The sequence below is a fragment of the Actinokineospora terrae genome, from assembly GCF_900111175.1.
In the GTDB taxonomy this organism is placed as follows: Bacteria; Actinomycetota; Actinomycetes; order Mycobacteriales; family Pseudonocardiaceae; genus Actinokineospora; species Actinokineospora terrae.
The window spans coordinates 93341-118588 of the sequence record NZ_FOGI01000011.1 but is presented as its reverse complement, the minus strand read 5'-3'; the positions used below and the strand labels follow the sequence as shown (position 1 = coordinate 118588).

At 71.1% G+C, this 25248-nt stretch carries 24 protein-coding genes; 12 read left to right on the top strand and 12 right to left on the bottom strand.

Features of this window, described 5'->3' with window-relative positions; translation table 11 throughout:
* Positions 1 to 86 precede the first annotated feature (86 nt).
* From BMY07_RS24655 to BMY07_RS24620, 8 genes are all read left to right on the top strand, one after another.
* Entirely contained in the window at positions 87 to 1145 is a 1059-nt protein-coding gene (locus BMY07_RS24655) for a hypothetical protein (protein WP_092783312.1), read from the top strand.
* Between the two features lie 200 nt (positions 1146 to 1345).
* Positions 1346 to 1663 carry a pilin gene (locus tag BMY07_RS24650; protein ID WP_092783309.1) on the top strand — a complete coding sequence of 106 codons (318 nt, stop codon included), beginning with the start codon at positions 1346 to 1348 and terminating at the stop codon, positions 1661 to 1663.
* A gap of 210 nt (positions 1664 to 1873) precedes the next feature.
* On the top strand, positions 1874 to 3940 hold the full coding sequence (locus tag BMY07_RS24645; protein ID WP_245782633.1) for a TrbL/VirB6 family protein: 2067 nt from the start codon (positions 1874 to 1876) through the stop codon (positions 3938 to 3940).
* Positions 3937 to 5193, top strand: a complete 1257-nt coding sequence (locus BMY07_RS24640; RefSeq protein WP_092783306.1) for a PrgI family protein — start codon at positions 3937 to 3939, stop codon at positions 5191 to 5193. Before BMY07_RS24645 ends, BMY07_RS24640 begins: the two co-directional genes overlap by 4 nt.
* Positions 5193 to 7118 carry a VirB4 family type IV secretion system protein gene (locus tag BMY07_RS24635; RefSeq protein WP_092783303.1) on the top strand — a complete coding sequence of 642 codons (1926 nt, stop codon included), beginning with the start codon at positions 5193 to 5195 and terminating at the stop codon, positions 7116 to 7118. The genes BMY07_RS24640 and BMY07_RS24635 overlap by 1 nt, the downstream gene beginning before the upstream one ends.
* Positions 7119 to 7170: 52 nt before the next feature.
* On the top strand, positions 7171 to 9819 hold the full coding sequence (locus BMY07_RS24630; protein ID WP_092783300.1) for a DUF8128 domain-containing protein: 2649 nt from the start codon (positions 7171 to 7173) through the stop codon (positions 9817 to 9819).
* Positions 9820 to 9907: 88 nt separating this feature from the next.
* On the top strand, positions 9908 to 10999 hold the full coding sequence (locus BMY07_RS24625) for a replication-relaxation family protein (protein WP_092783297.1): 1092 nt from the start codon (positions 9908 to 9910) through the stop codon (positions 10997 to 10999).
* Between the two features lie 58 nt (positions 11000 to 11057).
* Positions 11058 to 11984 carry a C40 family peptidase gene (locus tag BMY07_RS24620; RefSeq protein ID WP_092783782.1) on the top strand — a complete coding sequence of 309 codons (927 nt, stop codon included), beginning with the start codon at positions 11058 to 11060 and terminating at the stop codon, positions 11982 to 11984.
* On the opposite strand, the gene BMY07_RS24615 is transcribed toward BMY07_RS24620, so the two are convergent.
* The 3 genes from BMY07_RS24615 to BMY07_RS24605 all read right to left on the bottom strand — a co-directional run bounded on the left by BMY07_RS24615 (position 11971) and on the right by BMY07_RS24605 (position 13611).
* On the bottom strand, positions 11971 to 12390 hold the full coding sequence (locus BMY07_RS24615; RefSeq protein ID WP_092783294.1) for a hypothetical protein: 420 nt from the start codon (positions 12388 to 12390) through the stop codon (positions 11971 to 11973). The genes BMY07_RS24620 and BMY07_RS24615 overlap by 14 nt on opposite strands.
* A 100-nt stretch (positions 12391 to 12490) precedes the next feature.
* Positions 12491 to 13303 (bottom strand): restriction system modified-DNA reader domain-containing protein, encoded by an 813-nt coding sequence (locus BMY07_RS24610; RefSeq protein WP_143073625.1) that lies wholly within the window; start codon positions 13301 to 13303, stop codon positions 12491 to 12493.
* 107 nt (positions 13304 to 13410) lie between these two features.
* Complete coding sequence (locus BMY07_RS24605) at positions 13411 to 13611, bottom strand: hypothetical protein (RefSeq protein ID WP_092783288.1); 201 nt, start codon at positions 13609 to 13611, stop codon at positions 13411 to 13413.
* 430 nt (positions 13612 to 14041) lie between these two features.
* Here BMY07_RS24605 and BMY07_RS24600 point away from each other — a divergent pair, with 430 nt between their 5' ends.
* Positions 14042 to 14575 carry a MarR family transcriptional regulator gene (locus BMY07_RS24600; RefSeq protein WP_092783285.1) on the top strand — a complete coding sequence of 178 codons (534 nt, stop codon included), beginning with the start codon at positions 14042 to 14044 and terminating at the stop codon, positions 14573 to 14575.
* A gap of 632 nt (positions 14576 to 15207) precedes the next feature.
* Here BMY07_RS24600 and BMY07_RS35585 read toward each other — a convergent pair.
* The 9 genes from BMY07_RS35585 to BMY07_RS34515 form a co-directional block, all read right to left on the bottom strand.
* Positions 15208 to 15912: a hypothetical protein gene (locus BMY07_RS35585; protein WP_245782632.1), complete on the bottom strand. Its 705-nt coding sequence runs from the start codon at positions 15910 to 15912 to the stop codon at positions 15208 to 15210.
* The gene (locus BMY07_RS24585; protein WP_092783282.1) at positions 15909 to 16508 is read right to left on the bottom strand and encodes a hypothetical protein; all 600 of its coding nucleotides are present in this window, start codon (positions 16506 to 16508) and stop codon (positions 15909 to 15911) included. The genes BMY07_RS35585 and BMY07_RS24585 overlap by 4 nt, the downstream gene beginning before the upstream one ends.
* A gap of 26 nt (positions 16509 to 16534) precedes the next feature.
* On the bottom strand, positions 16535 to 17263 hold the full coding sequence (locus BMY07_RS24580; RefSeq protein WP_143073624.1) for a restriction system modified-DNA reader domain-containing protein: 729 nt from the start codon (positions 17261 to 17263) through the stop codon (positions 16535 to 16537).
* Between the two features lie 165 nt (positions 17264 to 17428).
* The gene (locus BMY07_RS24575; protein WP_092783276.1) at positions 17429 to 17773 is read right to left on the bottom strand and encodes a hypothetical protein; all 345 of its coding nucleotides are present in this window, start codon (positions 17771 to 17773) and stop codon (positions 17429 to 17431) included.
* A complete protein-coding gene (locus BMY07_RS24570) occupies positions 17770 to 18297 on the bottom strand; it encodes a hypothetical protein (RefSeq protein WP_177215748.1) in 528 nt (175 codons plus the stop codon). Before BMY07_RS24570 ends, BMY07_RS24575 begins: the two co-directional genes overlap by 4 nt.
* 87 nt (positions 18298 to 18384) lie before the next feature.
* Entirely contained in the window at positions 18385 to 18642 is a 258-nt protein-coding gene (locus BMY07_RS24565; RefSeq protein WP_092783274.1) for a hypothetical protein, read from the bottom strand.
* Between the two features lie 79 nt (positions 18643 to 18721).
* Positions 18722 to 20527, bottom strand: a complete 1806-nt coding sequence (locus tag BMY07_RS24560) for a hypothetical protein (RefSeq protein WP_092783271.1) — start codon at positions 20525 to 20527, stop codon at positions 18722 to 18724.
* Positions 20528 to 20582: 55 nt separating this feature from the next.
* Entirely contained in the window at positions 20583 to 21818 is a 1236-nt protein-coding gene (locus BMY07_RS24555) for an AAA family ATPase (protein ID WP_092783268.1), read from the bottom strand.
* A gap of 34 nt (positions 21819 to 21852) precedes the next feature.
* Positions 21853 to 21993, bottom strand: a complete 141-nt coding sequence (locus BMY07_RS34515; RefSeq protein ID WP_170067831.1) for a hypothetical protein — start codon at positions 21991 to 21993, stop codon at positions 21853 to 21855.
* Between the two features lie 852 nt (positions 21994 to 22845).
* Here BMY07_RS34515 and BMY07_RS24550 point away from each other — a divergent pair.
* The 3 genes from BMY07_RS24550 to BMY07_RS36085 all read left to right on the top strand — a co-directional run bounded on the left by BMY07_RS24550 (position 22846) and on the right by BMY07_RS36085 (position 25221).
* Positions 22846 to 23349, top strand: coding sequence for a winged helix-turn-helix transcriptional regulator (locus BMY07_RS24550; protein WP_092783776.1), 504 nt, complete (start codon positions 22846 to 22848; stop codon positions 23347 to 23349).
* 126 nt (positions 23350 to 23475) lie between these two features.
* A complete protein-coding gene (locus BMY07_RS36090) occupies positions 23476 to 23631 on the top strand; it encodes a hypothetical protein (protein WP_342741559.1) in 156 nt (51 codons plus the stop codon).
* A gap of 840 nt (positions 23632 to 24471) precedes the next feature.
* Positions 24472 to 25221, top strand: coding sequence for a hypothetical protein (locus BMY07_RS36085; RefSeq protein WP_342741558.1), 750 nt, complete (start codon positions 24472 to 24474; stop codon positions 25219 to 25221).
* The last annotated feature ends 27 nt before the right edge of the window (positions 25222 to 25248 follow it).

Sequence of the window (25248 nt, the reverse complement as noted above, 5' to 3'; positions counted from 1 at the left end):
GGTACCAGTTTGGTTATCGGTTGGTACTACTCGCTGTGGCGTCCTGGGCGAGTCGTTGATTCCGACTTGCTTTCGGGAGCCATTCCATGAGTTCACGTGAGGCTATTCCGCGCTCCGGTTTCGAGCGCGACTCCATGCCGCTGGACGCGGCGCGGTCGGCGTTCGAGTGGCTGGTCGCCGGGCCGAATCCGGTGTCGGTGGACGGCCGGTTGTTCCCCGGTCTTCCGGCGCGGCGGGTGCCGCTGAACGAGCTGCGCGACCGGCTGCTGCGCCGTCGCTGTCCGCAGACACTGCGGGACGCGGCGTGGGCACACCTGGTCCTGCTCGCCCGCACCGAAGGTGGCGCCTGGACCGTCGGCGCGGTCGGTGTCGCGCTGCCCGCGCTGATCTCCATCGCCGCCACCTTGTCGGCGAAGTTCGCCGGTGACCCGAGCGACATCCACGCCGCGGTGCTCGCCGGTTTCGTCGCCGAGCTCGCCACGATCGAGCTGCGCCGTTCGCGCGTCATGTTGCGTCTGCGGTGGGCCGCCTACCGCGCTGGCCACGCGTGCGTGCGCGAGGCGCTGGACGCGCCGGTGCCCTCGGGACACGGGTTTCGCTCGACGATGCCGCCGCCCCCGTGGGGCCATCCCGACTTCGTCCTCGCTCGCGCTGTGGCCGAGCACGCGATCACCTCCACCGAGGCCGAACTCATCGGCTCCACCCGACTGGAAGGTGTGCCGCTGGCCGACGCCGCGGCCAAACGCAACCTCTCCTACCAAGCGGCGAAGAAGGCGCGCCAACGCGCCGAGCACCGCCTGGTCGCCTACCTGCTCGACGACACCGCCGACACCCCGCACTCCGGTCCGCGCGAGGACGACGTGGCGACCCAGGTGGCCGACGCGGTGACCATCACCGCCGCCGCCCAGCACTCGATCGACGCCACCTCGCCGTCACGCAATGTCACTGATCTGGCGACGCGCACGGCGAAGAAAGTCGGCGACCACGTGTCCCCGCAGGGCCGATTTTCCGGAGTTCAGGGGTGCGGGAGGAAACCAGTCACCCCCGCGCACACCACCTCTTCGCCCACGCCGCCGCGCGAGTCCACACAGCACTCGGCACAGCGGCCGTCGGGCACGACTCCGGGAGTGTCGCGATGCGCCTGACTCGCACCCCTGTTCCTCCTCACCACCCCCGCTGGCCCGGTCACCACCGGCCTCACCGCGGGCCTGTTGTTAGTCGCCGCGAGGCGACCTCGCGGGCCCACACGCCGACGTGCGCGGGCCCGCAGCGGCCGGCCCGCGACGGCGATACACCTCCGATCTCTGGTGGGCGGAGCGACCGTTGCCGCAGCATCCGCCGTCGTGTGTTGCTGGTCGCCGAACTGGTCGTGGTGGCGCTGCTGGCCTCCGGCGCGACGGCGCACGCCGACACGGTGGTCCTCGCGATCGCGGGCAGCGTCGACGAGGTCCTGACCAACATCCGCAACTGGCTGATGGGCATCCTCGCCGGGTTGGCGACGGTGTTCCTCACCATCGGGGGCGTCCGCCGCGTGTTCGGCGGCGGTGACCCCGGCGAGCAGGAGAAGGCCAAGGAGTGCTTCAGGGCGGCCGGGATCGGCTACGCCCTGGCCGCACTCGCTCCACTGGTCGTCACCGTGCTCAAGGGCATCGTGGGGGCCTGACCGATGCGCCCGCCGAACAGGCCGGTCAGGTCTGCCCCACGCCGCACATCGGTCGGCCCCACCGTCGGCTCACTGCACGACACGACGCCCACCGCGCGAAGCGGATCGGTGTCGGCGGATCGCCGGGAGATGCTCGCGCCTCCGGTCGCGAGCCCCCGGCGGGCCCGCCGGATCGGGCGAGTCCTTCGCTTCTCGCGGAGCCGGGCGCTGGTGGCGTTGGCGGTGAGCCTGGTCGTCCTGTTGGGCGGCACCCTCGCCTCGGCGGCGGTCGGTCCGGACTCCGGCACACGAGTGGCCCCGGCCGCCGCCGCGCAACCCGCACCGCCGACCAACCAGCCGCCGGTCCCGATCCCGACGGTCGACCCGGACCCTTGTGGTCCGGACTCGCCGCCGCTGCCGATCTGCACGCTGCCCACGCCGACGACGACCACTCCAACCAAGCCGCCGTGCACCGGCGAGGGCTGCATCCCGCAGCCCGGCACCACCACCACGCCGCCGACCAACCCCGGCACCGGGCAGCCCGGACAGGGCGAGGAGCCCGAGGACGACTGCGGGATCTCCGACATCGGTGCCTGCATCACCGAGGCCATCAACGCCTTCTTCCGGGGCATCGTCACCGAGGCGCTCAACCCGCTACTGGACCTGCTGTCCAAGACGCTGTTGACCGCACCGATGCCGGACTCACTGCCGCGCGTGGGCGAGCTGTGGGACAACTCCTGGCAGATCCTGCTCATCGCCTACGGCCTGCTCGTGCTCATCGCCGGAGTCATCGCGATGGGCTACCAGACCGTCCAGACCCGACACTCCATCAAGGAACTCGCACCCCGTCTGGTTGTCGGATTTCTGGCCGGCGCCCTGTCGGTGTGGGTGGCGACCAAGGGCATCCAGATCGCCAACGCACTCGTCGCGGCAATCATGGGCGGCGGGGTCGACGCGAACTCCGCGGGCGAGACGCTGCGCAACCTCGTGCTCAGCAGCCTCAACGGCGGCATCTGGATCATCTTCATCGGCATCTTCCTCGCCGGGATGCTCGTCGCCCTGCTCATCACCTACGTCGTGCGCGTCGCGCTGACCATCATCCTCATCGCCGGGGCGCCCCTGGCGCTGATGTTCCACGCCCTGCCCCAAACCGAGGGCATCGCCTACTGGTGGTGGAAAGCCTACGGCGGCTGCCTCGCCATCCAACTCGGCCAGAGCCTGACCCTGATCACCGCGATGAAGGTGTTCCTCGCCCCCGGCGGGTTCACCGTCTTCGGCCCCACCGTCTCCGGATTGGTCAACCTCCTCGTCGCGCTCGCGCTGATGTACATCCTGTTCAAGATCCCGTTCTGGGTGCTGTCGTCGGTGCGCGGCGGTGGCGGCCGGAGTGGTCTGATCGGGTCGCTGGTCAAGGGCTTCCTCGCCTACAAGACCTTCGGTTTGCTGGGCGGTGGCGGCGGGGGCAAGAGCCCAAAGCCTCGTCCCTCGGGCGGCGGCCGGGGCGGCAACGGCGGCAGAGGTTCCAGCGACAGCGGAGGTTCGTCCAACCCGTACGCCAACGCGCGCACCACCGCGAACGGGCAGTACGTGCTGCCGCTGCCCGGCGTGCGCCGGACCCGCCCGACGGGCAAGCCCGCGCCGAAGCCGAAGCCGAAGCCCGGCCCGACTCCGAAGTCCTCTGGTCCGCAGGGCCGCCAGCTGGCGCTGCCCTTGGGTGACGGCTGGCCGGAGAATAAGCCCGTGCTCGGCCGCGACGGGCAGTACCGGCTGCCCTTGGACGTCCAGCGCACGACGCCACCACCGGCCTCACCCACCGGGACGGACACCGGCGGCCGTCGCACCCGCACGGGCGGCGGCAAGCAGCTCGAGTTGCCGTTGGACCCCTACCGGGGCAACCGCCCGAACCGGTCCGGGCAGTACCCGCTGCCCCTGGACGGGGTGCGTCGAGTGCCGCGCCCGGCGAGTCCGCCGCCTCCGCCGAGCCCACGACCGAGTGGACGTCGGACAGTCCAGCCGGAGCTGCCCTTCGACCCGTACAAGGGCAACCGGGCGACCCGCAGCGGCCAGTACCCGCTGCCACTGGACGGCGTGCGTCGGGCTCCCGCGCCCCAGCCCGCACCCGCTCCGCCACCGGCGCCCTCGCCTCGCCCCGCGCCGCGCACGGGACAGCAGCTGCGGTTGCCGCTGGATCTGCCCAAGCCACCCAAGCCGCCGACGACGCCGGTCTTCAGCTCACCACCGTCACCACCGCCGCCACCGGCACGGCCGAGCCCCAAACCAGGAGGTAAGTCCTCATGACCGCTCCCGTCCGCATCCCGGCCGACGTCGACATGCACGACCGTGTCCTCGGGCCGCTGACCGCACGCCAACTGGCCATTCTCGCCGCTGCCGGGGCGGTGCTGTACCTGATCTGGGCGGCCACCCGTGCCTTCGTCCCGATCCCGGTGTTCCTTGCCTTCGCCGTCCCGGTCGGCGCCGCCTCGGCGATGCTCGCCCTGGGCAAGCGCGACGGGATGCCGATGGACAAACTGCTCGTCGCCGCGATCCGCCAACGGGTCGCACCCCGGCACCGCGTGGCCGCACCCGAGGGCGTGCGCCCAGCCCCTGCCTGGCTCACCCCGGACACCGACCGGACCACCGGCCAGGCTGCGGGTCGCCGCAAGGGCGGCAAGGGCGGCAAGGGCCGGACCGGGCAGCCCGAGCAGGTGTCGCCCTCGGCGCTGCGGCTGCCGGCCGAGGCCGTCACCGACACCGGCGTAGTCGACCTGGGCGCCGACGGTCTGGCGGTGGTCGCGGTCGCCTCGACGGTGAACTTCGCACTCAGGACACCGAACGAGCAGGAAGCGTTGGTCGCCTCGTTCGGCCGCTACCTGCACTCGCTGACCACGCCGGTGCAGGTGCTCGTGCGCACCGAACGACTCGACCTCTCCGCCCAGATCACCGAACTGCGGGAGCGCGCGGGCGGCCTGCCGCATCCCGCGCTGGAGGCCGCCGCAGTCGAGCACGCCGACTACCTGGTCCAGCTCGGCCAGCAATCCGACCTGCTGCGCCGCCAGGTGCTGCTCGTGCTGCGCGAGCCGCTCGGCATCGCGACCCCGACCGACGGGTTGGGCGGGCCCGGTCCGATGGCGGTGCTCGGGTCGATGGTGGGCAAGCGCGGCAAACAGGCGGCCGGTCAGGTGGACGCCGGAACCCGGCGAGCGGCGGAGTCCCGTCTGGTGCGCCGTCTCGGCGAGGCGATCGAGCTGCTGTCGCCGGCCGGGATCGTCGTCACCCCGCTCGACGCCGGACAGGCCACAGCAGTGCTGGCCTCGGCGTGCAACCCCGACAGCCTGCTCCCGCCCTCGGCAGGGCTGGCCGGCGCGGACGAGGTCATCACCACCTCCGGCGCGGACCTCACCGAGGACGACATCGACGACGGCTCCTACTTCGCGCACACCACCACGGCATCCACCCACGCGCCGTCGAGGCAGTCGGAGGACAGCGACGAGTACGAGGACGACTGGGACTACGAGGACGACGACTACGAGGACGAGAGGGGGCGGTCCTGATGGCCTCCCGCACACGCAAGACCCGCGGCAACCCGGCCGCCCCGGCGGCCTCGTCGGCCGCCGCCACGTTCACACCCGACGCCCTGTCGGTGGCCGCCCGGCACCTGGAGGTCGGCGGCGAATGGGTCTCCAGCTTCGCCGTGGTCGGCTTCCCGCGCGAGGTGCACCCCGGCTGGCTGTCGCCGCTGCTGACCTACCCCGACCGCCTGGACGTCTCGGTGCACATCGAACCGATCGACCCCGCCACCGCCGCCTCCCGACTGAAGAAGCAACTGGCGAAGCTGGAGGCCGGGCGGCGCCACACCGCCGAGCACGGCCGCCTGTTCGACCCGCAGGTCGAGGCCGCCACCGAAGACGCCTACGACCTCAGTTCGAGGGTGGCCCGCGGTGAGGGAAAGCTGTTCCGAGTCGGCCTGTACCTGACCATCCACGCCGCCACCGAGAAAGTCCTCACCGACGAGGTAGCCGCGCTGCGGTCGCTGTGCGCGAGCCTGTTGCTCGACGCGAAGCACACCACCTACCGGTCCCTGCAGGGCTGGGTGTCGACATTGCCGATGGGCCTGGACCTCATCGGGATGCGCAGGACGTTCGACACCTCGGCGTTGGCGGCGGCGTTCCCGTTCACCAGCCCCGACCTGCCCGCCCCGGACCCCACCTCGGTCGCGGCACCGTCAGGGGTGCTCTACGGCTACAACGTCGGCTCCCAGGGGTTGGTGCACTGGGACCGGTTCGGCGACGGGATGCACAACCACAACTCGGTGATCCTCGGCCGCTCCGGCGCGGGCAAGTCCTACTTGGTGAAGCTGGAGCTGCTGCGCAGCCTGTACCGGGGCATCGAGATCGCTGTCGTCGACCCCGAGGACGAGTACGCCCGGCTGGCCGCCGCGGTCGGCGGCACCTACGTCCACCTCGGCGCGCGAGGCGTTCGCCTCAACCCGTTCGATCTGCCGATCCACACCCGTGCCGACGGCCGCCGCACCGCCCCGAAAGACGCGCTCGTGCGGCGCAGCCTGTTCCTGCACACCGTCATCGCCGTTCTGGTCGGTGGCGAGCTGGAGGCGGCGGAGCGGGCGGCGTTGGACCGGGCGATCGCCGCGACGTACCAGAGCGTGGGGATCACCGCCGACGCCCGGACCTGGACCCGGCCGTCCCCGACGCTGCGGGTCTTGCGGGACCAGCTCGCGGGCGCCGGGCAGGCCGGCGACCGGGCCGCGGGCGAGCTGGCGGCGAGGCTGCACCCGTTCGTCGAGGGCGCGTTCAAGCAGCTGTTCGACGGGCCCAGCAGCGTCAACCCCGAAGGGCACCTCGTGGTGTTCAGCCTCCGCGACCTGCCGGACGAGCTGAAGGGCATCGGCACCCTGCTCACGCTCGACGCGGTATGGCGGCGGGTCAGCAATCCGGCGATCCGGCGCCCGCGTTTGGTCGTGGTGGACGAGGCGTGGCTGCTGATGAAGGAGAAGTCCGGGGCGGAGTTCCTGTTCCGCATGGCCAAAGCGTCGCGCAAGCACTGGGCCGGGTTGACCGTGGCGACCCAGGACACCGCCGACGTGCTCGGCAGCGACCTGGGCAAGGCTGTCGTGGCGAACGCGGCAACCCAGATCCTGCTGCGGCAGGCGTCGCAGGCCATCGACGAGATCACCCAGACCTTCGACCTCTCCGCCGGGGAGCGCGCGTTCCTGCTCTCGGCCGACCGTGGCCAGGGCCTGCTGTCAGCCGGCACGCAGCGGGTGGCGTTCCAGAGCATCGCCTCACCCACCGAGCACTACCTGGTCACCAGCAACCCAGCCGAACTCGCCGCGTACGCCGACACCGCCGAACCGGTCGACGAGGCCGAGGCCGCGTTCGTCAACCTGGGCTTCGACGGCGACGAGTTCGGCTCCGACTCCGGTGACGACGAGGACCAGGTCCACCTCGACGCCGCCTGACCACGCGCGCACCACCACCTCGTACGCACCTCTCCCGTGAAGGGACTCGTTCATGCTGCCCCGAACACTGACGTGGGTACCGCCTGCCCCCAACCAGCCACCGGAAACACCTCTCCTCACCACCCCGCCCACGCACTCGACGACGCTTGTCGCCGCCGGGTGGATGGAGGACTACCTGCGCGATCCCGGCGGCGCACTACTCGCGCTGCTGGCCCGGCTGCGGGACCTCGCCCTGGACTGGGGCCCGATCGCGGCGCCGGTCCTCGCGGTGTTCATCACCGGGATCGTGCTCGGCCGGCGGTGGTGGGCCCGCCGCTGCCACGAGGCGCTGCTGGCCGACGCCCGTCAGGTCACCGTGCTCGCCCCGCCGCAGGTTGATCCCGCGGGTGGGGCCGCGTTGTGGTCCAACCTCGTCGGCCTGCTGCGCCCTGGGTGGCGGCGGGCGTTCACCGGCCAGCCGCACGTGGCGTGCGAGTACGTGTTCTCCGAGGCCGGGGTCGCGATCCGCTTGTGGGTGCCCGGTGTCATCCCACCCGGCCTGGTCGAACGCGCCGTGGAGGCGGCCTGGCCAGGCGCGCACACCCGCGTCGGTCCGGCCGAGCCACCGCTGCCGACGCCCGAGGAGGAGCAACGGCGCCTGGTGGTCGGCGGCGAGCTACGGCTGGCGCGACCCGAGGCGTTGCCCCTCCGCAGCGCCTTCGACGCCGACCCGATCCGCGCGTTGATCGGCGCGCCGGTCGGACTTGGACGTGAGGAGTACGCCTGCGTGCAGGTGCTGGCCCGCCCGGTCACCGGCCGCCGCGTCCAGCAAGCCCGCCGCGCCGCCCGACGAGTCCACACCGGCGGCTCGACCCGCCTGGTCGGTCGCCTGCTCGACGCGATCACCCCCAGCACGGGCAGCCGCTCGCGACGTACGGCTTCGGCGTGGACGAAGACCGGGGCCTTGCACAGCGATCCGCAGACCTCGCTGGAATATTCCGCGCAGAATCGCGCGATCGTGGGCAAGCAGCGCGGTAGCCAGTTCGAGACGGTCGTCCGCTACGCCGTGGCGACGCTGCTGCCCACCGATACCGACGACGCCGAGGTCCGCCGCACACGGGAGGTCGCCCGCGGACGGGCTCACGCCCTGGCGGCCTCGTTCGCCTCCTACACCGAACACAACCACTACACCCGTCACCGCGTCCGCAACCCCGGCCGTGTCATCGACTCCCGTCGTCTGGGGCGGGGCGACCTGCTGTCGGTGCCCGAGCTGGCCGCGATCGCGCACCTGCCCACCGACGAGGCCATCCCCGGCATCCAACGCGCCGGAGCCCGAGCGATCGCGCCCCCACCGGGCATCGCCACACCGGGGCCGGAGGCCAAGCCGATCGGGGTCACCGACACCGGCCACCAGCGCCCCGTTGCCCTGCGCGTCCCGGACGCCCGCCACCACCTGCACGTCATCGGCGCGACCGGCTCGGGCAAGTCGACCCTGCTCGGCAACATGATCCTGGCCGACGCCGAGGCAGGCCGCGGGATCGTGCTGATCGACCCCAAGGGCGACCTCGTCACCGACGTCCTGTCCCGCCTTCCGCGCTCGGCTGCCGATCGGGTGGTGATCTTCGACGCCGACAGCAAGTCTCGGCCGCCGTGCCTCAATCCCTTGGACGGCGGGGAGACCGACTTGACCGTGGACAACCTCGTGTCGGTGTTCCGGCGGGTCTACTCGGCGTTCTGGGGTCCGCGCACCGACGACGTCATGCGCGCCGCCTGCCTCACCCTGCGCAGTCAGGAAGGCGTCGCCACCCTGGCGGACCTGCCCAAGCTGTTGGCCGACGAGGCGTTCCGCAGCCGGGTCACCGCCGGGATCACCGACCCCGTGCTGCGCGGGTTCTGGTCCTGGTACGAGGAACTCACCGACTCGTCGCGCTCACAGGTCATCAGTCCGCTGATGAACAAACTCCGCGCGTTCCTGTTGCGGCCGTTCGTCCGCGACGCGATCGCGGGCGGTCACTCCACAGTGGACATGGGTCAGGTTCTCGACGGCGGGATCTGTCTGGTGCGCATCCCCAAGGGCTCACTGGGCGAGGAGACCACCCGGCTGGTCGGATCGCTGGTCGTCGCCCGGACCTGGCAGGCGACCACCGGGCGGGCGCGGACACCGCAGCGGCAACGCCGGGACGCCTCGATGGTGATCGACGAGTGTCACAACTTCCTGAACCTGCCGTATCCCATCGAGGACATGCTCGCCGAGGCCCGTGGGTTCCGGGTCGCGATGACCCTGGCCCACCAACACCTCGGCCAGCTCCCCCGCGAACTGCGCGAGGGCATGTCCACCAACGCCCGCTCGAAGATCTTCTTCAACGCCAGCCCCGAGGACTCGCGCGAACTGTCCCGCCACACCGCACCGCGGCTGTCCGACCACGACCTCGCCCACCTCGGCGTCTATCACGCCGCCGTGCGCCTGGTGCTCAACGGCGAGGAAGCTCAGCCGTTCACGATGCTCACTCAGCCCCTCCCGCCCGCCGTTCCCGGACGGGCACGGGAGATCCGCGGCGTGGCGCGCCGCACGGCGCGGACTCGCGCGACCGAGGCCGCCACCGGCGGGTCCGCAACCACCGGCACTCGGCCGCCTCGCGGCTCGTCGGGCCCGTCGCGACCCGCGAGCCGAAACGAGCCCGTCGCGCGCCCGCGTAGCGCCGACCCTCGCCGCAACGGCTGACCTCACCCTCCGCTCTTCCGCCCCGTCCATCACGCCCCGGCGCGCTTCGCGCCGGGGCGGTTTCGCCCTGCCCACCCGGAGGTGCCCAATGATCACCAATCCCACCCGCCAGCGCGCTCTGCGCGGCCACAAGCCGACCCGGCCCACCCCGCGTGTCGCGAACACCGCCGAGCACCAAGCCGTCCTGGCGTGGCGGCTGACCCCGCGCGACAAGTGGATCGCCCGGATGCTCTGGGAACACAAAGTCCTTACCGCACACCAGATCACCGCCCTGGCCTTTCCCAGCTTCCGCTCCGGGCGGATGCGGCTGCGTGAGCTCTACCTGTGGGGTGTCGTCGACCGGTTCCAGCCGTTCGTGACCCTCGGCACCGCGCCCATGCACTACGTCCTGGCGCCCGCCGGCGCGGCCGTGCTCGCCGCCGAGGACGGCCTGGACCTCAAGGAACTCGGCTACCGGCACGACCGGGTCTTCGGCGTCGCCCACAGCCTGCGCCTGGCCCACACCGTCGGCGTCAACGAGTGGTTCACCGCCCTGGTCGACCGCGCTCGCCACCCGCACCCCGGCGAACAGGTCGAGCTGGCGGCGTGGTGGTCGGAGACCCGCTGCGCCCGCCACTTCGGCGACTTGATCAAACCCGACGGCTACGGCCGCTGGAGGTACCACGACCAGCACGGTGGTCAGAGCAACGACCGGCAGATGGAGTGGTTCCTCGAGTACGACTTCGGGACCGAGCCGCTGAGCAAGCTCGCCGGGAAACTGGCCGGCTACGCCGCCCTCGCGCAAGCCACCGGTATCACCACGCCGCTGCTGGTGTGGCTGCCGACCTCGCGGCGCGAGGCCGCCGCCCGCCGGCTGCTCGCGAAGGCGTGGCGCGAGCTCGACGACCGGCGCTCGGTGCCGATCGCCACCGCGGCTGCCGAGCTGCTTAACCCCGAGGCCGTCCACCCGAGCCCGGCCGACGAGGTCTGGCTGCCGCTCAACGCCCCGGCCGGAGCGTCCCGGCGAGCGCTGTCGGGATTGCCCGACGCCTGGCCGCACGTGCCTCCGCCGGTCACGCCCACCGAGGAGACCCCGGCGGGAGTCGACTCACCGCAACCGATGTCGCCGCCCTCGCCGATGCCGCCCACCGCGACCAGCCCACGGGCGCCACGCGGGGCGGGCCAGCCGGGGAGGTGGTGAGAGCGTGCTCGCCAAGATCGCCATCGGAGCCGCGGCCATCCTGCTGCTCATCCCCGTCATGATCGGCCAGAGCGTGAGTGCCGTGGTGGACGCGCTGTTCGGCAGCTCCTCGAACACCACCATCGACTGCACGAAACCGATCGCCGACATCCCGCCCGAGTACTGCCTGCTCTACGTCACCGCAGCCCCGGACTGCCCCGGCCTGGACTGGACCGTGCTCGCCGCGATCGGCAAGGTCGAGACCGACCACGGCCGCCTGAAGGCACCAGGGGTAACCGAGGGCGAGAACTTCGCCGGGGCTGGCGGGCCGATGCAGTTCCTCGCACCGACCTTCAACGGCGTCATCGCCGCCCACCAGATCCCACCAGGCGGCGCCAGCCCGCCCTCGCGGTACAACCCACACGACGCCATCCACGCCGCCGCCTTCCTGCTGTGCGACAACGGAGTACGCCGAGGCGACCTCCGAGCGGCGATCTTCGCCTACAACCACGCCAACTGGTACGTCGACAAGGTCCTCGAACAGGCCGCCAAGTACGCCGAGGCCGCCGCGACCAGCGTCGGTAACGGCGACTGCAACGCCATCCAAGCCCCCAACGCCATCACCCTCGCCGCGATCAACCACGCCTGCGGGCAACGAGGGCTGCCCTACGTGTGGGGCGGCAACGGCCCCGACGGCGGACACGCGGGCTTCGACTGCTCCGGGCTGACCAAGGCCGCCTACGCCGCCGCCGGAGTGAACCTGCCCCGCACCGCCCAGACCCAATTCGACGCGGGCCCGCGCGTCCCGGCCGGGCAGCCGCTGTTGCCGGGCGACCTCGTCTTCTACGGCACACCCGGCAACATCCACCACGTCGGCCTCTACATCGGCGGCGGACTCATGATCAACGCGCCGACCTTTGGGCAACCGGTACAGATCGACAACTACCGGTACAACGGCGACGACTACGCAGGGGCAACCCGCCCGGCGGCCTCTATCGCGGCGTGAACGGTTCGGGTTCGCCCATGCCCGCACCGATCTTGGCGGCGAAGGGCTGGCCGTAGGGGTCCACCAGCACGATCCGCTGGGTGAACAGCGGCGGCGAGACGGCATCGAGGGTGATGATGTTGTGGTCGCTGGCCAACTCGAACAGCGTGTTCATCACCTCGCGGCTGATGGTGCGGTCCGGATCGGTCTCGACCGACAGGCCCTCGACCCGGATCTCCAGCAGCCGGTCTTGGGGCAGCACGGTGATGCGGGTGTGGATGTGGTCGGGAAGACCGCCGTCCTCGCGCAGCTCGGCGATGTCGGCGGACATGGCCACGGCGATCGCCTCCAACCGGTAGCCACGTTCGATCTCGACCCGCGCGCCCCACACAACCTGCAGGTCCGCCGGGACGTCAGGTTCAGCCATGACGAGTCCTTCGTGAGTGAACGCCGTCGGACCGCCCACCACAGTCGGGCGGTCCGACAAGGCGTTTGTGACTCGGGAGTGATGTCGAGTGGCGCGTGGACTACCGCTCCCGCCGGGCACGGAGTTCGGCGCGCAGGTCGGCCAGGAAGCGGCCGTCGGAGGTGCGTCGCCACGCGCTCCAGCCGTGGTGGTGCTTGCCGCTCAGGGCGGTCGCGGCGGCCGACGGGGTCGCGAAGACCCGCTCGCCGTCCGCGAGCAGGAAGGTGCCGTCGATCCGCAGTCGAGCGGTGTGGCGCACCTCGCCCGCGCAGCGTTCCCACACGAGTTCCTCGCCGTAGGTCACCAGGTCGGCCGACATCAGGTCGCTCAGGACCGTTCCCGCCCAACGCAGCGGCGAGGATCCGGGGCGTTCGGAGGTCAGCACCGCCTCCCGGCTGAGCGTCTCGGCGGCGTCGATGTAAAGCCGCATCGCGGCGGCGACCGTGGGTGCGAGCGTCCACGGCCAGCGCTCATCCACTCCCGCCCAGCGCCCGATGGGCATCCACCGGCCTCGGTAGGCCAGCAGCACCTCCACGTCGGCGACGTGGTTGTCGTCCGGCCTACCGAGGTCCTGTTCGGGTGGGAGTGGGCGGATGACGAGGTCGCCTTCGTGGAGATCGGCGGGTGGCTGGTCGGCGAGCCAGCTCCCGGCGAACAAGGCGACCTGTCCGGCGGTGTCGGGATCGACCTCGCCAAGGATGTCCACGGCGAGCACGAGCATCGCCCAGGCGTTGTCCGGGACGCGCATCGGTGTGGGGCCCAGCGACGGCACGAGCACGGTCGCGTCGGCGGGCAGCCCTTCCCACCGCAACAACGCCGTCTCTTCGTCGTCTTGTGACGGCGCGGGATGCGTCGCGGGGTCGTCGGGTGGCATAGCGGTGTTCGGTACGGCAGCGGCGTGCTGGTGGGGCGGAACGGCATCGGAACCGGCGGTCATGGCGGTGCCCTTCAGATCGGGGTGGTCGCACGGTGGGAGTGGTGTCATCGGCGCAGGACGTTCACGCGCTCGCCGCCGAGCAACGGCTTGTCCTCCGGACCGGCGAAGTGCGGGTCGATCCAGATCGGCCTCGGTCCCAGGAAGAAGCGGAACCAGTTGCCCGCGCCGTCAAGCGTGGGGTCGCGTGCCCAGTCAGTCATGCGTGCGCGGATCTCGGGCACGTCCCGCGCCGTCAAGGCGATCACGCCGCGCTCCTGCGTCCCGTGCCCTCGCCGATACGTCCAAGGCGCAAGTTCGAGCTGTGGGCGCCGCGGTCCCGCCGCGGCCGGCGCGCGGGTGTGGCGAGTTCGTTCAAGTCGCGCATTCGGTCAACCCCCTTTGGTTCCAACGGTTCGTGGTCGGGTCGACGTGTATGGACGCTTCGTGCGCGCGGAGGTGTCAACGCCCGTGGGTGGCATAGGCGCGAAGTGGACCGGTTTGTACTAACGACGTGACACGACGCGGCGTACGTCCACAGGAGACAAGGGGTTTTGATGTACCGCTTGACTTCATGCGCCGAAGGAAGCGTCCATAGTCGTGCGGCCCAACACACCACCGGATGCGCACCGGGGGGCCGCACCCGCTCCGGCCGGGGCATGACCACCCAACCTGACCCGTCACCAATGCGAGGTAGTCATGTCCATCAATCGCACCCTTCGAGCCGTCCCGACTCCGGCGACCGACCCGGCGAAGCCGCGCACGGAGACCGAAGAGAAGCTGTGGCAGGCACTCCGGGACAACCCCGGCAGCACCGCCACCGCCCTGTCCACCGCCGCCGGAATCGGCAAGTCGACCGCACCCAAGATCCTCACCCGCTGGGAGAAGGACGGCCTCGTCGCCCGCACCGCCAGGATCGCCGACGGCGGTTCCCGTCCCGCCGACCGCTGGTCCACCACCACGGACGACCAGCCCACCGACGACCAGCCGGGGAAGCAGTCGGAGAAGTCTCAGCGGTTGGCACCGGGGGCGTTGCGCGGCATGGTCGAGGACTACCTGCGGGACAACTCGGGCGAGTTCAGTCCGAACGCGATCGGCAAGGCGTTGGACCGATCCTCTGGTGCGGTAAACAACGCGCTGGAGAAGCTGGTTGAGAGCGGCTACGCCGTGCGAACCAGTGACAAGCCGAGGAAGTACTCCCTCGCCGCTACGACTGCGGCGACAACGGAGTAGCCGTCCCCGGTGTCGGGCGGTCCATATCGTCACGTGCCTCCAACGGATTATCGTTGGGGGCACGACGGCGTCCGGGGGTTTAACGTTCGTAGGTAGGGGTTTCCGGGGTTGTATGTCGCCAACGGCGGGCGGGGACCGACAGCAGGGGACGACCCCTATGCGGTTCGATCGTGGCTGTCGTGATCGTGTAAATCGTTGACGTGCTTGATAATTCGATGACGCGGAAGTAGCCGCTGACCCTTGTCGCGGTGGGGCGAGCCGATAGCAGGCGAACAGGCGCGCCCTACTTCCCGCAAGAATTTCCGCACCGGTTCGTGCCGCAGCGAGTTAGGGAGCCCCCCGTGGTGCACCATGCGGATGTTCACCTGAGCACGTGCCTCCATAGCCTCTCGGCGCAAAACATTGACCTCGGCCGGCGAAACTCAAGGGCCGGGGGCCTTCTCGGGGCCGGGCCGTTCAACGGAAGGCGAGGCGCGGAGGCGTTGCGGCCCGCAATGTTGTGCGGGTCGATGCTGGCACGGCGGTGTCTGTATGGGCTGGTCGTGAAGGCCGACCAGCGACCCGTTGGGGGTCGCTGGTGGGTGGGGCGTGCGTGGCCGCCCCGCTGGGGTTGGGTGGGTGGTGCGGATTGGCTAGGAGACGGCGTCCCATTGTTGGGTGGCGGGGTTCCACGTCGCCTCGGTGAGAAGCCGGTTGAGGTCGGGTAGGCCGGGGCCGATCATCCAGCCGAGGCGTTCGCAGTCGGTCTCGCCGGGCCAGCGGCCGGACCAGGTGTCCTTGCCGCAGTCGTGTTCGTGCTCGCAGCTCAGGCGTTGAAGTCCGGTGCGCAGGCACCTGGCCACGTCGCAACCCTCGACGTGTGGCTGGCCGATGGCGACCTCGCAGTCCGGGCACTGCGGCCGGGGTGCGGAGAGGTCTAGGAGGTCGGGCATGTGCTGTCGTACCTTTCGGTCTGGTCCGGGTGGGGCGTGCCCGGTCGCTGCGGGTCGTTGTGGCGGGTGGTCAACTCGCGGCATCGCGTAGCTCCAAATGCGGCCGGTGATCACCCACGCGCGACCTCGGTCGAAGAGGTAGATCCAGTCGGTGCTGCGGCTGTCCGGCCATGACCACGGCCAGCCGTCGCGGGGATGATGACCTTGTCCGAGGTTCTGCTGGGTGAACACGTCGAGCAGGTCGAGTACGGCGTCGGCAAACGTCGTCGGGTCGGTGGCTTCCAGCATGAGTCGGCCGGAGTCGAAGGCCCGCAGGGTTTCGGGGTCGGCGTTGCCGTGGATGGCTCCAAGCCAGCGGGCACAGCGTCCGGTTTCGTCGTAGAAGTCGGCGGTCGTGGGGATCATCGGCCGTGTGCGCGTTCGACGTCGGCGGGGTGTGGGAAGTAGCAGTCCTCGTCGCACTCCTGCGCGCCCCGGCTAGTGATGAAGGGGCAGTCCTCGCGGTGGTGTTTGGTGAAGGTGACGCTGCCGTCCGGGTGTTCGATGATGTGCAGCGCACCGCCGTGGGTGTAGGCCCAGGTGATCTCGTCGGGATCGATGCGGTGCTCGGCGTCGTAGCCGTAGCTGGTCGCCAGGAGCGCGCTGATCGCGCCGTGCAGGTGCGGCGAGATGGTGTGTGTGGTCGGCGGGGTGGCGAGGATCGTGGCGGCGCGCTGGAGGAGGCGTTCGGTGACGGGGCTGAGGAACCGGGCGGGGTCGTCGATGTCGGGTCCTGGTGTTGGGGTGTTGTGCCACCAGTCGCTGGGCGCGTCGGCGGCGAGGCTGGTCCAGGTCATCTGGTCGTTGAGGACCTCGGCGACGGCGCGGCTCTGGTTGATGTAGAAGTCGCGTTCGACGTGGGCTCGGACGGTGCGTCCGGCGATCTCGATGGTGCGGGTGTGGTGGTAGCGCTGTGGGCTGGTGCCGGTGGTCTCGTCTGGTTCGGTCATCGTGCTGGTCATCTCGGAGTCCTTCCGGGTGGTTCGGTTCAGCGACGGGCGAGTTCGGTGCGCAGGTCGGCCAGCAGGCGGTTGTCGTGAGCGCGTCGCCACAGGTGCCAGCCGTTCGCGGTGAAGTCGCAGAGGTGGGTGGCGAGGGCGTTGACGGTCGACACGGCGAACTCGTCCGGTCCGTGGTGGAGAACCCCGCCTGCCTGGACGGTGGCAGTGTGCTCGTCGAGCACGATCTGGTCGCCCTCGGCGAGCAGCTCGGCCTCGAGCAGCTCGGCGAGGCCGTCTGGTACGCGGCGAGGCGCCGAGGCCGCGGGCTCGCCGGCAAGGCCCAGTCCGCGCGAGAGCCAGTCGGGCATCGCGGCTGCGATCGGCCCTGTCAGCGTCACCCACTGCGCGTCTTGAAGGGCGGCGTCGGCGAGGTAGCGCATGTGCACCAGCACTGTCATGGCGACCTCATGCGGCCAGCGCGCGTCCACCGCCTCCCACGTCCGCACGGTGCGCCACTCGCCCCGCATCGCGGCGAGAACCTCGACATCGGTCAGCGCGGGGTCAGTGGTCGAGGTGTGCGGGCGCACCACGACGTCCCCGGCGTGCAGGGTGGCGGGCGGCGGCTCGGGTAGCCACGCCCCGGCGAGCAGGGCGGCGGTGTCGGTGTGCGCGGGGTCGGGTGCGGGGGCGTCCCGGCGAAGCTGACCGGGGCTCCGGCGGCGTCGGTGGTCCGCACGGCGACCACGACGAGACCCCACGCCCCAGCGGGCGGGCACATCGGCACGGCGGGCGGAACCGTGGGGGCGAGCAACACGGTCTCGGGTGGCAGAGTGCCGGGAATTGTTGGCTTCGTCGCGCCGTGGTGCGTGGTCACAGCTGTCCTCCAGGTGGGCAGGTTGCGGGTGAGTGGTGTCCGCGAGACATGGCCTGGTGGTTCGAGGTCACCGGGGTGGACGAGTCGCGTCCCGAAGGCGCTGGTCGATCTCGTGCTTGGGCGCGGTGAGGATGGTGGTCAGCACGATGACGGCGGAGCCTTCGTCCAACGGCCGGACGGGAGTGCCGTCGACGGCGAGGTCGTGACCGTCGGCGGTGACGATCCGCCAGTCCCGCTGGCGGATGCGGTCGGCGCAGTAGTAGCTGCCGACGAGTACGCCGTCGCGGGTGACGGTGCCGTACAAGATCTGTTGCGCGTCGGCGGGGTCGTAGATGATCGAGGTCACCGTGCAGCCGTTCTCGGTAAAGCTGCGTGCGACGCCTTCGGCCTCGTGCGGGTTGTGGGTGGTCATCGGCCTTCTCCTTGGGTGCTGTGTTGGGTGTCGTGCGGGTTGGTGAGGCACTGTCCGGCGGCGGTGGGCAGCCCGGTGTCGGGGTCGCGCATGAGCGGGAGCGGGACCGAGGGCGGGTCGGCGGGTGCGCGCAGCCACGCCTCGATGTCCGGGGGTCCGATGTCCTCGGCGGGTTCGCGGGGGTTGCGTGGGTCGAGTGGTTCCCAGCGCACCCCGCCGCCGACCGTGAGGAACACGCCGGGAGCGGCGGGGTCGAAGGCGACGATCCAACTGCTCACGTGGCTGGTCGCCCACGGCCACGGCCATCCGGTTCGGCGGGGGTAGGCCGCGCCGATGCCTTCGGTCTCCCAAGTGATGAACAGGTCGGCGACAGCGGCGCGGTAGGTGGGCTCGTCGGTCGCGGTCAGCGCGAGGCGTCCGGGCGGGACGCGCTGGAGGTTCTCGGGTTCGCATTCCCATTGCAGGGAGCCGAGCCACTCGGCGTCATGGCCGCGCCCGAGGTAGAAGTCGGTCTTGGTCGACATGGCCTCAGCTCGCCGCCTTTTGGCCGGCGCCTCGCGCCGCGGCCTCGCCGGCCGAGGGCAGCTCGGCGAGCACGGTGAAGGTCGTGGTCATCGCGACCACCCGAGGGCGTCGGCGGCGGAGGCGGGGAGGTAGCCGACCTGCTCACCGGTGCCGAGCCACACGACGGGCGGGTCGGTGGGCGGGGTGCCGTCGCCTTCGGCGTCGTCGGGGGTGCGCACCACGCGCGCGAGGTGGTGTTCCATCGGGTAGCCGGGTTGGGCGGCGATGCGCAGGGGCGTGGTCGGGTCGTAGGCGGACAGGGCGGCGATCACGTCGCCCACGGTGGCGAGTCGGTTGTCGGTCATCGCGGGGTCACCTCGTGGTCGTGGGTTGGTGTGGGTGGGTGGGTGGTCCGGGGCGGGTGCCCCGCCCCGGACCGATGGGCTAGCGGGTGGTCGCGCGGAGGGCGGCGGTGGCGGCGTGCCCGATGGCGCGGGCGGTGGTGGTGGGGTCGGTCAGCACGTGGACGGTGGACCCGTCGAGCGGGGTGTCGTGGGTGCCGGTGGTCAGCCACAGCACGGCGCACCCGGACGCGCGCAACCGGTCGAGTTTGCGCTGCCCGGCGATGCGGGGCTGGTTGCGGTACTGGCCGTCGGACACGATGACCAGCAGCCGCGCCGCGCCGGGGCGGGACAGCCCGAGGGCACCGTCGAGGGCGTCCAGCGCGACCGGGATGTCCTCCCAGTTGTCGTTGGACTCGAACTCGGTGACCTCGGCGGGCAGGCGGCCGGGGTGGGTCAGCGGGCGCACGTGGTGGCCGAAGATCACGCTCGCGGTGTCGGTGGGCACCCTGGTGTGGCGGGCGGCGTTGGCCAGAATCCACGCCGCCGAGGCCACGTGCGCGCACGCCCACCGCATCGACCCGGACACGTCGCACGCGACCCCGACTCGCAACGGCGGGACGGTGACCGGGGTGCGGGTGGTGCGGGTGAACGGTTCGGCGGTGACCACCGCCCCGGCGGCACGTTGGGCTTCGGCGGCACGCACCCCGCGCATCCGCAACCGTCCCGGCGGGACGTCCGAGGTGGACTTCACCGCGACCCGTTCCCGGACCCCGGCGGTGTCCAACGCCCGCGCCAACACCCGTGCGGCGGTGCGCTCCTCCGGGGTGGGCGGGCGGGTGCCCGCGAGCCGGGTGATCCCGGTGCGGGGACCACCAGCGGCGAACACCCGCCGTGCCGCCTTCTGCGCCTCCTTGTCGGCGGCGTCGGCTTTCGCCTTTTCGGCGGCGGCGACGGCGGCGGGGTCCTCGGGTGCCTTCTCCCGCGCCACCTTCGCCGCCACCCCGTTGAGCACGGCGGCGATCGCGTCCGCCAACGGCGACGGGTCGGCGGGGGCGTTGGGCGTACCGGTGCCAGGGGTGCCGCCGGACGGGTCGGGGGTACCGGACGGGTCGGGTGCCGCGCCGGGGTCCGGGTCGGCGGGGGTGTTGGGGTCGGCGTCCGGGTCGGTGCCGAGGATCTCGCACCACTGCCGCCCGAGTTCGAGCATGGTCTCGCCGTCATCGTCGGCGGTGCGCAACGCCTTGCGCCACACCGCCCGCAACTTGCCCAGCACCTCGTCCCCGAGCACGTCCTCGATGACACGGGCGACGGGGGCGACCTCGGCGCGGGTGAGCACCCCGCCGTCGGCGCGTCCCAGCAACAGCGCGGCGGTGTGCGCGGCGTGCGCGGGGGTCATTTGCGGGGCGGTGGCGGGGTCGGCGAACAGGTGCAGGTCGGCGGCGACGATGCCCTTCACGCACGCCCGCAACCAGTGCCGGTCGTCGGGGCGGCGGCGGACCTGTGCGGCTTCCATGCGGGGCTCTTCCAGCAGCATGGCGGCGGCGACCACGCCGGGCGGGGCGTCGTCCGGGGGTTCCCAGGCGGTGTGGCGGGCGTGCCCGCATTCGTGGGTCAGGGCACCCCATGCCGGGGCGTAGCGGGGGCGGTCGGACAGGTTCGCGGGGTCCACGGTGGCGGGGTCCACCCCGAGGTGGTCACCGTCAACCTCGATCAGCGCGCGGGCGGGGTAGAAACACGCCGGGGCACCCCCGCCCGCGCCGGGTGCGACGGTGACCAGGAGGTCGTCGCGGTCGGCGATGATCGGGACCTCGTCGGCGAAGGCGGCGGACAGCGTCAGCCATTCGGGGCGGGCGGGGAACACGGCGGCACCGGTGGCGGTCGGGTCGGTGGTGAAGTGGGTGCTCACGGTTACGGGTCCTTTCGCGACGGTCGCGCGGTTCGCCGGGCGGGCGGGTTGGGGGTCAGGGTTTGGTGGTGATGCGGGCACCGAGGGCGAGTGGGGTGACGGTGCGCCCGAACGCGTCGCGCACCACGGCGGCGACGGTGGCGCGGTCCTCTTCCGGCGCGATGCCCACGAGGTTCCCGGCGGCGGCGTCCACGCCCAACACGGCGGCGATCTTCTTGAACGCCAACAGTTCCCGCAGTTGGGGTGCCCACCCGACCTCGCCCCGTTCCTGCCGGGTGGCGAGGTTGCGCGCCACGCGCACCGCCTTCTTGTCCACGCCTAACTGGTCGGCGAGGTCGTAATCGCTGGACACCTGAACCTGCACGGAGAACCGGGACGCGAGGGCGTCGGTCAGCACCGCCCCGTGCACGCCGGGGTTGTGCCCGGCGACCACGTAGAACCCCGGCGCGGCGTCCACGACCTCGCCGCCGTTGGCCTTGATCACGATCTGGCGGCGTCCGTCCATCGCGGGGTAGACCACGGCGAGCACGGTCGGCGGGATCAGCGTCGCGTCGTCGATGAACAGCGGCACCCCGTCACGCATCGCGTGGACCAGCGGACCGTGCACGAACACGAACTCGCCGTCCGGGGTTTTGGTGTAGTCGCCCACGAAGTCGGCGACCACGGTGTCCCCGTCGCCCTGAACCGTGATGCAGTCCGGGAACGCCGCCTCCACCACCGACGTCTTGCCCGTGCCGGGCGGTCCGTACATCAGGGCGGCGACCCCGGCGTCCCGCAACCGCCGCAGCGCGGTCACGTCCGGCATCCCGGACAGCAACCGGGGGTGGTAGTCCATCCCGTTGGGGCGTTTCACCGGACCGGTGACCACGCCCGCCAACCCGACGGCGGACCCGCCCGCACCCGACGGGGCAGGCGTGGTCGTGGGCACCGCGGCCGGTGCGCTGGTCGTCGATTTCGGGGTCTTCGAGCGGGGCGTGCGCGGTGGGGCGGGGGTGATCGTGGGCGCGGCGGCGGACGCCGTGGTCGCGGTCGCCCGATAGGCCAGCGGGGACGTGGAAGCGACCTCGGCCTCCCCCCGGTCCGCCAACACCTTGCACGCGTTGCCCACCGCCCCGGATGACCGATTCAGGGTGTGCGCGATGGTGCGCGGCGTGAGTTCCGTGCCCGCGTTGTCCGCGAGAACTTTGGCGACCATCGCGCGCAGTTCACCGTTCCCGAGCCGTTTCGGCGCGCCCGCCGGGGCGGTCGGCGTGGTGGTCGGTGCCGGGGCGGGCGGGGTGGGCGTGGTCATCGCGGGCGTTCCTTTCGGGTGTACGGGCGGCGGGTCAGGCGGCGAGCGCGGACTCGGCGGCGTCGGCGGCGGTCTGGTGCCGTTCGGCGTCGGTGTCCGCCGCTTCCGGGGTGGCGTGGTCCGCCGACCATCCGCAGTAGCAAAACGCGGTGGCGGTTCCGTCGTCATTCGTCACGGTGTCGGCGTAACACATAATTGACTCCCCGTTTTCAACATGGCTCGCGCCGGGCGTGGTATTCGGTGTTATTTCCGGCTCCCCCGGCGACAATTCAATTATGACTCTGCGCCGCGCGTCATGCAATAGGTTTAGCGGCTCATTTTCAAGACTCTTTTCGATCGGCCACCGCCGTCACCATTCCGGGAATTGGGCTAGCGTGCGCCCGCGCATTTCCGACCGAAATGCCATCGCGTTTCCGCAGGCCAAAGAGCGCAACAAGCAGCAGGAGACGAGCGGGCAAACGAAAGCCGGCGACGCATAAGGAATAAAAGAAAGGAGTTTAGAGAACATTAGGAGGGGAGGAATTAGGGCAGAGAGAACGCAGTCACGAGGCAGGGGTGACGACGAGCCCGACAGGGCAGGCAGCCGGCCACCAGTCCGCCCCGATGTGTTCACCGGCTTGTGGCCAAGCGAGTCTGGGATACCAGCGGATCCCCCTACAACCCCTCTGACCGGCGTCTTTACTGGCCGGAGGGGGTGGCGCTCTAACAGGATCCCCAACCTGATCCCCAATGTGATCCCCCGTATGAACCCCCAACGGAAGTGACCGTACGCGCTGTCGATCTCCATACCGGCTACGCCGGGTGACATTTCATCGGAGTTGGGTTGAGTAGGAATACGGTGGGCGATTTCGACCGTTTGGCGTAGCGTGGGAGCTCGACGCCCGTCGCCAGGGGAGGCGGTGGGTGACGGAGCGGTCGCGCTGAGCAGGCACGATCGCCTCGACGGCAGGCTCGGGGAAGGGCGTGCCGCAGGACGTGACGAGCGGGCGCGCAGTGGGGGCCCGGTCAGTGCACACGGGGAGGCGCGGTGACGGAGCGAGACGACAGGGTCCTTCGTGGAGTGTACGACCTGAAGAACCTTTTCGGGGACAAGTGGGTGCCCGCCATCCTGGTGGCACTCCGGGACGGCCCGCTGCGTCGGGTAGAGATTCTTTCCACGGTGAACTCGTATTCCATCGACGAGAATTGGACGGACAAACACGCTGTACTGCACGATAGCATTCTGGCGCGCACATTGAAAAAGATGCGCAAGCAGGGACTCATCGTCCGCGAGAGTTGCGATAAGTCTTTTCCGCCGGAAGTCGCGTACTCGTTGACCCCGGCGGTGGCCGAGGTGTTGACGCTGGCAGAGCCTCTGCTCAAGTGGACTCGTGCTCATCCGGAATTGCTCTCGCAGGCGCAAGCGCACAGCCGTCGCAGTGGCGAGGAGGCGGCCATTCTCGATGATGTCGTGGATCTCGACTCCCCGGCCGGTGACGGCCGGTTCCACTCCGCTGGACGTCGCCCTCGTGCCGGTGGCGGCGTCGGGTGACCCAACGCCGCGCACGAGGGTGCCTGCGGGGTTCATCCGGCTCGGCTGCGCCCGCGGTCGGCTCGCCCCGGCTTCTCCGGGGGCGTCGTGGCGGCGACGTAGCCGGTCGGCCAGGTCGACGGCCTGGTGCGTGGGCCGATCGTCGACCTCGGCGAGCCGTGTGGTCAGCAGGGTCAGGGTGCGCGGGATGGCGTCGAGCTGTCCGAGGCGTTCCTGCAGGCGCATGATGTCGCGGTAGATCAGTTCGTTGTGCGGGTCGAACGCGCGCGCGATCTCGAGTAGGTCCAGCGTCTGCTGTGGGTCGTCCTCGACCAGGGCGCGGGCCAGGGCGGCGACGGCGTCGATCGCGTCGCGGCGGATGGCCTCGCGGGCGGTCTCGATCCAGTCGGTGCTCAACCCGTCGGCCAGAGGGCCGGTGTAGCTGTCGACGATCCGCCGGTACGCCTCGACCCGGTCGGCGTCGGTGACGGCGGTGCGGCGGGCGGCCACGGCGGCGGCGAAGTGGTGGTAGTCGATCTCCACCAGGTCGGGGTCCAGCCGGTAGCGGCCCTCGCCGACCACCACGAGGTCGGACAACACGTTGCCGGTTGCGGCGGCCAGGGCGCGGCGCAGGCGCGAGAGCGAGGTGTTCATCGCGTTGGTGGTCCGCTCCGGTGGGCTTGTTGCCCACAGGGCGGCGATGAGCGCCTCGCGGCTGGCGCCGTCGGGGTGCAGCGCCAGGAAGACCAGCAGTTCGCGCAGGCGTGGCTGGAACGCCGAGGTGATCTCGCGTTCGGCGGCCTCGCCATCGGGTGTTGCTGGCTCGGGACGCCACCACACCCGCGGCGGCCCGAGCACGCTGACGCGCAACGGCGCGGACGACACCTCGCGAGGCTCGGCGGGGCCCTGTGGTCGGCTCCCCGCCGGCCGGTGGCTTTCACCGGCATTCTGGGTTGCTTGCTCGGCGTCGGGGCGAACAGGCTGGACGGGGCGCAGCCGAAGACCGGGTGACGTCGCGGGCGCGGGCTCCGGCCGAAGGATCTCCAGCTCACCGTCGCCTCGCCGGTCGTCATCGCTTGGGGCTGCCAGCAGCTCCAGGTCTGTGTCGGCGACCGGCGACTGGCTCGTGTCCTCACCGACTGCATGTCCGCGATCGTCGGTGCGCGCGCCGCGGTCGACCACGGTGTCCGGGGGCTCAACGGTGACGGGAACGGAACCGGCCACGACGACGTGAGGACGCGGCACGACAGCCGGATACGGTTCGTCGCCGGCGGTAGCAGTGAGCTCGGACTCGTCGCCGGGGTTGGCGTCACGCAGGAGGTCCAGCAGGTCGGCGAGGTGATCGTCGCCCAGTCGGAACACACGGGCGCCGCGCAGCGGCTCGCCCAGGCCAGGGCTGGTGGTGGAGATGGTGCCGTCGTCGCGGACGTAGGCGGTCACCCCGGCGCTCCACTGGCCCAGCAACAGTCCGGTCACGCCGACGGTCGAGCCGTTGTCCAGTACAGCCTGCAGCCTGCGGGCCTGGCGGCCGGGTGCGCGGGCCGCCAGCACGACGGGTTCCCAGGGTTGGCCGGTGGGCCGGAGTTGACCGACGCGCACCAAGGTCTCGGATTCCAGCATGTCCAGAGCGGCGTCCAGGTCGGCTGCCACCCGCACACCCGCGGGAAGCGGTGCCTGCGCTACGCGCCTGCCGAACAGGGCCGCGAGGTCGTCGACCGGCACGATGACCGTGGCCGGCCTGTGGGTGGTGGTGAAGGCCGTGCTCAGGATGGTGACGAGCAGCGCACGGACCGCTGCGGGGGCACCCGCGCCGAGCAGGCCCAGGCCGTGTGCGGAGGCGATGTCCACGGCAACCTCGCGGCCGACCCGGACACCGACCGGCAGGACCGGTGATTGGTCGTCGGGGATGTCGGTGTCGGC